At 50.5% G+C, this 6,978-nt stretch carries 6 protein-coding genes; all 6 read left to right on the top strand.

The annotated features are described in order from the left end of the window. Positions 1–941, top strand: a 941-nt coding sequence (locus GBC55_RS25745) for a type VI secretion system Vgr family protein (RefSeq protein ID WP_162440279.1), incomplete at its 5' end; no start/stop codon positions are given. Positions 942–958: 17 nt separating this feature from the next. After that, positions 959–3,235, top strand: coding sequence for an ATPase (locus GBC55_RS25740; protein WP_162440280.1), 2,277 nt, complete (start codon positions 959–961; stop codon positions 3,233–3,235). A gap of 1 nt (position 3,236) precedes the next feature. Then, a complete protein-coding gene (locus GBC55_RS25735; RefSeq protein WP_162440281.1) occupies positions 3,237–4,277 on the top strand; it encodes an SUMF1/EgtB/PvdO family nonheme iron enzyme in 1,041 nt (346 codons plus the stop codon). A gap of 52 nt (positions 4,278–4,329) precedes the next feature. Further along, entirely contained in the window at positions 4,330–5,370 is a 1,041-nt protein-coding gene (locus tag GBC55_RS25730) for an SUMF1/EgtB/PvdO family nonheme iron enzyme (protein WP_162440282.1), read from the top strand. Positions 5,371–5,515: 145 nt separating this feature from the next. Then, on the top strand, positions 5,516–5,779 hold the full coding sequence (locus GBC55_RS25725; protein ID WP_162440283.1) for a PAAR domain-containing protein: 264 nt from the start codon (positions 5,516–5,518) through the stop codon (positions 5,777–5,779). 1 nt (position 5,780) lies between these two features. Beyond that, the gene (locus GBC55_RS25720) at positions 5,781–6,977 is read left to right on the top strand and encodes a hypothetical protein (RefSeq protein ID WP_162440284.1); all 1,197 of its coding nucleotides are present in this window, start codon (positions 5,781–5,783) and stop codon (positions 6,975–6,977) included. Position 6,978 lies beyond the last annotated feature (1 nt).

The raw sequence follows: 6,978 nt of genomic DNA, 5'->3' as shown, positions 1-6,978 counted from the left end.
TGAATCTGGGGCATCTGGTGGATGCGAAGAAGCAGAAACGGGGGGAGGGGTTTGAGCTGCGCACGGAAGACTGGGGGAGTCTCCGCGCGGGTAAAGGGATCTTTATCAGTGCTGATGGACAGCCCAAAGCTCAGGGTGAACAGCTCGATATGAGCGCAGCGCTCGCACAGTTAGAAAGTGCTCTGCATTTGGTCAGAGATCTGGCCCAGAGCGCTTCTGTATCGAAAGCACTGACGGCGGACATCCCATCACAATTGAGCTTGAAAAAATCGCTTGCGGGTTTAACGGAGGCAGGCTTTATCGCTTCGGCGCCTGCTGGCATTGCCTTGACTACGCCAGCAAATATTCAATTTTCAGCGGGGCAGACGCTCACCAGCACGGCAGGTGACAGCGCCGACTTCACGGTGTTCAAACGCTTCAGCGTGGTGGCAGGCGAAGCCATCAGCCTGTTTGCCCAGAGACTGGGGCTCAAATTATTCGCTGCTCGTGGTCCGGTAGACATCCAGGCCCAAAGTGATGCCATGACGTTGCAAGCGAACAAGACGCTAACAATCAACAGTGTAAAGGGCGAAATTTTTCTTAACGCTGATGAAGGCATCAACCTGGTCAGCGGGGGGGGCTACATCAAAATCAAGGACGGTTGTGTCGAGATTTCCGCGCCGATCAAGTTGCTCCTCAAGAACGACGACATTGCCTGGGGCGGCGCGGCCTCTCTTGAGAAAGCCTTTTCCCCTATGGTCCTGGAAGACCCGGTTTATACAAACCCGGTGCAGGGCACCTTTCAGGTCCGGGACAAAATCAACAACGAGCCCACCTCCTATGCGGCTTATCGAATAGAGACCGCCGATGGCCGCGTTTTGCGCGGTGTGACCGACGCCAACGGTTACACCCAACCCCATTACGGCGTTGATCCGCAAAACATCCAGCTGTTCTTTGAATAACCGTGGAGTCCGAAAACATGACTGAAGCCAATGTACCTGTGGCCGAAAATATGACCAGCAAGCAGGGCTCCGTGGTTATTGCGTACCACGAGGCGACGCAATGCTACTTCTGTCCGGAAACGGAAGAGTTGATCTTCATTGCCGCTAGCCACGCCGGCAAGTTTGAAACGCACTGGCGAGTAATGAACATGCGCATGGATGAATTTCATCAAGCCAAAGGCAACTACTCCAGCGTACTGGAACACTTGGCCCATGCGGCCGCGCAGAGTGATTTATCCCCCCTTGAATCGGAAAAACGCACCAAAGCGGTGATCACGGCGGAGAGTGAGCTGGAGCAAAAGCGGAAAGCCTTGCAAGAGCACTTGGGGGAGTTTTCGTTGGAAGGAATGAGCTATGACGATGTCGTCGAACTCATCCCGGTCTTCGAAAAAGGAGTGAAAAATCGTCGCGGGTCCAAGCCCAAACCCTATGTGTACGTAAAAAGGCAGTATTTCAGGATCACCCAGGAAGGCCGGAAGCTGCATACCGTCGCCTTGAAGGGCAAGGACAAAAAGTCAGCGAAAGAAAGCATCTACAGCAAGGATAAAAACGGCAATACCCGAATTGATACGGCGATGCTCGCCAAGCAACTGACCGACCTGCAGTGGCCAAAACTCAAACTTGAACTGCAAGACGTCCTCAAATGGTCCGGTTCGGATTTTGATCTGGATACGTTGAAAAGTGACTTCGTGTTATTCGATTGGGCGGAAAGCTGGAACAACAGCCTGCTCGCTCAAACGGAAGGATTGGGCGCCAACGTTGATGTGTCCCGAGGCGCGCAATTCATGCGTTTCGCTTCCAATGTAGGTGCCAGTGCGCAATTTGACCTCGCCGAAGGCCAAGCTTCGATCAAAGGCGAAGCGAAGGCCAGCGTCACCGTGGCCTCGGCATCGGTCAACCTCGAGGCTTTCGTACCGGATCGCCTCGGTTGGAAATTGTCCTATACCAGCGCCACTGGCCATGAGTTCGAGATGGGGATGCTGCGCCTTCACATTATCCCCCAACTAACGGGATTCATTGGCGCGTCAGTGGTGGTCGAGGGGCAATTGCAGGTGGTGGTCAAAGGAAATCAGCAAATGCTCGTTGGTCAGCCAGGCGGTCGGCTCCCGCGTTTCACCGACAGGAACCACCGGGGCGCAGTCTTCTACAAACAAATGGCGGAAGAAGACGAAGGCTTGCAGCTGACCGGTGAAGCGTTCGCCGGTGCCCGAGCCGAAGCCAGCCTCAGCGGCGGCCTGCAATGGCTCAAACCTACGCCACCGCCGGGCGTAGGTTTCGGACTCGACGGAATCCTTAAGTCCACGGGCGAATATACAAATTTCTGCACGATCGGCAGTAACATCGCCGGGTTGGCGGGTGCCGGCATTGGGGGGAAGTTTCACTGCACGTTTATTAACGGTAGGTTTTGTTTTCATGTGGCCGCAAGTTTGTGTTGGGGGTTAGGCGCCAAGGGCGGGCTGATTTGCGAAGTGGGTGTGAATACGATTGTGGAGTTTGGGGCGTGGTTGGTTTATCAGTTGTATCGGTTGGATTATGGTTTTTTTGAGTTGGTGGAATCAGATGCTTTTAAAGCGTATAGCCAATATTGTGTTATGCAAATGGCTGATATCGAAGATAATATCTATGCTTTCTATAATGCGGATAAGCCCGATTTCAAACTTGTTTATGAAGAGTTTGTGGATTTTGTAAAAGCTATCACAGATGAGGGTCTGAAAAGCCAAGAAGCTTCTCAACGTCGTAATAGATTAGCTACCAATACAATCGCTCAAAAACAAGATCTGCTGCGCTATACCCCTGAGTCGAAAGGGATGTTGCTTTACCTACTGACACGGCATGGTAAATGGGATCGCTTAGATGTAATGAATTATGGCGGAGATCTCGTCCCAGATCCCTTCAATGACCGTAAGGAAGCAGTGCTGTGGGTACTCAGAAGTATTCAGACAGTCGCTGAATGGAAGAAAGTTCTAAGTCGCATGACGCCGGACGGAACACGCTTGGAGGAATCTGATTCAATTGTCGTCGATCAAGAACAAAAAATAGTAGATTTTCTCCAGCTAGGTTTTAATCGCGATCAAGATATGTACGATGCAAAGGCTAACCTCAGCACTATCCGTGCCTCTTTGAAAAAAGAAGTCGCGTGGGGATATGCTCTTGCTATGAATAACACAAATTACTATAGGCTTAATGTCGCCGATAATCCGCATTATCCACAGCGCTGTATATTTGGTCCTTGTGAAAAAGAGTTGGTGGTCTAATATGAATTTTTCTAAGGGGAGCAAAAGGTTTTTTGTGGTCGCCTCTCTAACTGTCTCGTTGGCTGGGTGTGACCAGACTGTCAACTCTGAGAGTGCTGGAGGTTCAAGAAGCAGCGTCTCGGCGTTAAGTGATTTTATTGCCGGAGTGAAGAGGGATCTGATCTTCGTCGAGGGTGGAGAGTTTTTGATGGGGGACTTTGGTGTTGAGCATGGCAAGCAAGGATTGCCTTATGATGGTGATAGTGATAGTAAGCCTTTGCATAAGGTGGAACTAAGTAGCTATTCGATTGGTAGATTTAAAGTTACTAATAAAGAATTTCAATTATACCTAAGTGCCAATAATGTGCGGTCTAGGCATGGTGATGTCGAGGACAGCACGTTAAAAATTTTCAGTGTGCCACCTAAAAACCCCGCCCATATGGACTGGTTCGAAGCAGAAAATTACTGCAGTTGGTTGGCGAGGATTAGCGGTTTACCGTTCGCACTACCCACTGAGGCTCAGTGGGAATATGCTGCACGAAGTCGTGGGCAATTTTTGGCGGTGGCGACTGATGATGGAACTTATAAAACTGGTAGTACCCCATATTCCGAGTTCGATGGCCCTCGAGGCATAAACATTTCTGATTATTGGGATCGGGCATCTTATGCAAAGGAGATGGGTTGGAGAACTGGAGGATTGACTTCTTTGCCGGTGGATCGATTTCCACCCAACCCACTTGGCCTGTATGCGATGTCTGATAATGGCTTCGAGTGGGTGAAGGATTGGTACGATCCTGAGTATTATCAGCATTCACCCATCAAAGACCCTCAAGGTCCGCAAGAACCAAAATACAAGAGTCCAGCCTCCAATAACAAGTATGCAAAGGTCTTGCGCGGTGCGGAATATGCGAACCCTCGATGGGGTGCCGGCGTGAATGTGCACCGCAGTTACCGCAATCCAGACGGGCATATGACTAGTCGCTTAAGAGGGGGAAAGGTATTGTTGGTAATTACTAATAAAACGGCTCGGTGCGTAGTCAACTCTGTAATGACAGTCAAATGATCGCTACAACGCTGTATCTTCGGCCAGTGTGAAAAAGAGTCGGTGGTATAATATGAGTTTTTCTAAGAATGGCATGAGATTTTTTGTGGTCGCCTCTCTAATTGTCTCATTGGTCGGGTGTGACCAGGCTGCCAACTTTGAGAGTGCTGAAATTTCAAGAAACAGCGCCTCGGCGTTGAGTAATTTTATTGTCGGAGTGAAGAAGGATTTGATCTTTGTCGAGGGTGGAGAATTTTTGATGGGGGACTTTGGTGTTGAGCATGGCAAACAAGGACTGCCACATGATGGTGATATGGATAGCAAGCCTTTGCATAAAGTTGAACTGAGCAGTTATTCGATTGGCAGGTTTAAAGTTACCAACGAAGAATATCGACAGTACTTAGATGGCAATAACTTGCAATTTAGGCAGGATGTTGTCGAGGATAGCAGGCTAAAAAAATTCAGTGTACCCCCTAAAAATCCGGCCCATATGGACTGGTTCGAAGCAGAAAAGTACTGCAGTTGGTTGGCCAAGATTAGCGGTTTACCGTTTACTCTCCCGACTGAGGCTCAGTGGGAATATGCTGCACGAAGTCGCGGACAATTTTTGGCAGTGGCTACTGATGACGGCACTCATAAAACAGGTGATACCCCGTACACAGAGTTTGATGGCCCTAGAGGCATAAACATTTCTGATTATTGGGATCGGGCATCTTATGCAAAGGATATGGGGTGGAGTAGCGAGGGATTGACTTCTCTACCGGTAGATCGTTTTCCGCCTAACCCATTAGGCCTGTATGCGATGTCTGATAACGGCTTCGAGTGGGTGAAAGATTGGTACGACCCCGAATATTATAAATATTCACCTATTAAAGATCCTCAGGGGCCGCAAGAACCGAAATACAAAAGTCCAGCCTCCAATAACAAATATGCAAAAGTCTTGCGCGGTGCCGATTATTCCAACCCTCGATGGGGCGCGGGTGTGAATGTACACCGCAATTATCGGAATCCAGATGGTCATATGGCTAGTTTCTTTAAAGGCGGAGGGGAGTTTCTAGCCATTACTAATAAAACGGCTCGTTGCGTAGTGAATTCTGCAGTGCCAATCAAATGATTAATGTCGGTTCAAATGATCGGGGAAGGAGTGGGTGGTCCACAATACTTTGTAGGTGTATTTAACTGTTTTAGATATAAAAATTAGCAGAACTAATTTTATTGCTCATGTGCTTGTTTGTATAACAACTAACTGCGAGGTCTTCATGAAAGGTGTTATCCGCGTCGGCGACAAACTCTCATCCGGCGGTGTTGTAGTCACTGGTTCCACCGGTCTCAAATTCATGGGCGTCGAAGTAGCCCGTCAAGGCGATGAGGTTTTTTGTCCGTTACCTTTGCATGGCGCCAATAAAATCGCCGAGGGCGACGCGGGCTCTAAACATAATGGCCGTCCAATTGCTTTACAGGGGCATCGATGTGAGTGCGGATGCACGTTAATCACATCGCTACCCCAAGCAGGGAGGCTGTAACTTGCCGGTCGATCATCGGGCCTTGCCCGAGAAGATGGCGCTTCCCTTGCCGCCAGGAAAAGGCCGGTGGCTACTGGTAATCCTGATGATTTCGCTGTTGGGCGGCGGTCTGGTTGCAGTGCTATGGCCAACCGACCAGTGGGGGGAATCGTTATGGTTTTGGTGTTGTGTGCTGATTTTTCCATCGTTATCGGGGGTGCTGCTTTTTGCGTTGCGTTTATTGGCGTATGAGCGGCAAGTGCAGTTCGCGCAAAGCTGGAACGAGAGTCACACGGATCAGGAGCAGAGGCTGGTTAAACAAGGACAACGTGCGATTGGCTTGTTGGCCACGTCTTACGGCACGCCTGCGGGCACTCATCAACTCTCCCAAGCACTGCTTAACGGCAGTAAGCCGCTACAGCCGGTTTTTCTAAAACGGCTGGTCACGACGCTGCGCCTTAGTCAGTTAAAACCGGCTGCACAGAACGCCACCTTGCAAGAATACAAGCAGCGCCTGGAGTCGCTTTTTTCAAGGCTGATGCGTGACCTTCAAGAAGAGTTGCAGCAACTCGCTAACCATACGGCTTGTCGCCTACGCATCAAGCACAACCAGATCATGCCCGATGCCGCGATCCTGTCGCTGTTGCGCTCGTGCACTGGAGACCATCTGGTTTTCGACGAAGTGTTGTTTGCGACACAAGCCGATGGCGTGCTCTGGCTGGACGCGTGGCTGGATGAGCCTGAACCCTTTGCGCTTGTATTGTCGATTGAGGTCAATTTATTTCAGGAACCCATCGCGGAACAGGCGGAGTCGGTGTCTGGTGTGCTGTTGGCGCATCCCGGATTCTGCGCCAAACACAGAGTGGTGCCACAGGCTTGGGTGCATCGTCCTGTAGGAATGACAGATGACACGAACTCATTAAAGGACGTGCTGCTATGGGGCCGGATTCAGGAGGGAGGTGAGCCGTATTTTGTCTGGCAGTCGCAGATCCCTGCCGATCACCTGGGCGATGTAAGTATCGCGATGTGCGCGGCCGGACATGCCCTTGATAACGAAAGATGTCATCGCCTGGATGACTCCTTTGGATTGCCGGGCTACGCGGTCGGCAATGTTGCACTGATCGTCGCCAGTGAATACGCCGCTTCAGAACGTCAGCCTCAGTTGGCCATGCTCAACGATATCTCGCCGCATTGGTGTGTCGTACGGCCAGCCGGCTAAA

The sequence above is a fragment of the Pseudomonas sp. TNT3 genome (assembly GCF_010095445.2).
GTDB lineage: Bacteria > Pseudomonadota > Gammaproteobacteria > Pseudomonadales > Pseudomonadaceae > Aquipseudomonas.
Note: the sequence above shows the minus strand (reverse complement) of the source record. Positions and strands in the feature narration are given on the sequence as shown.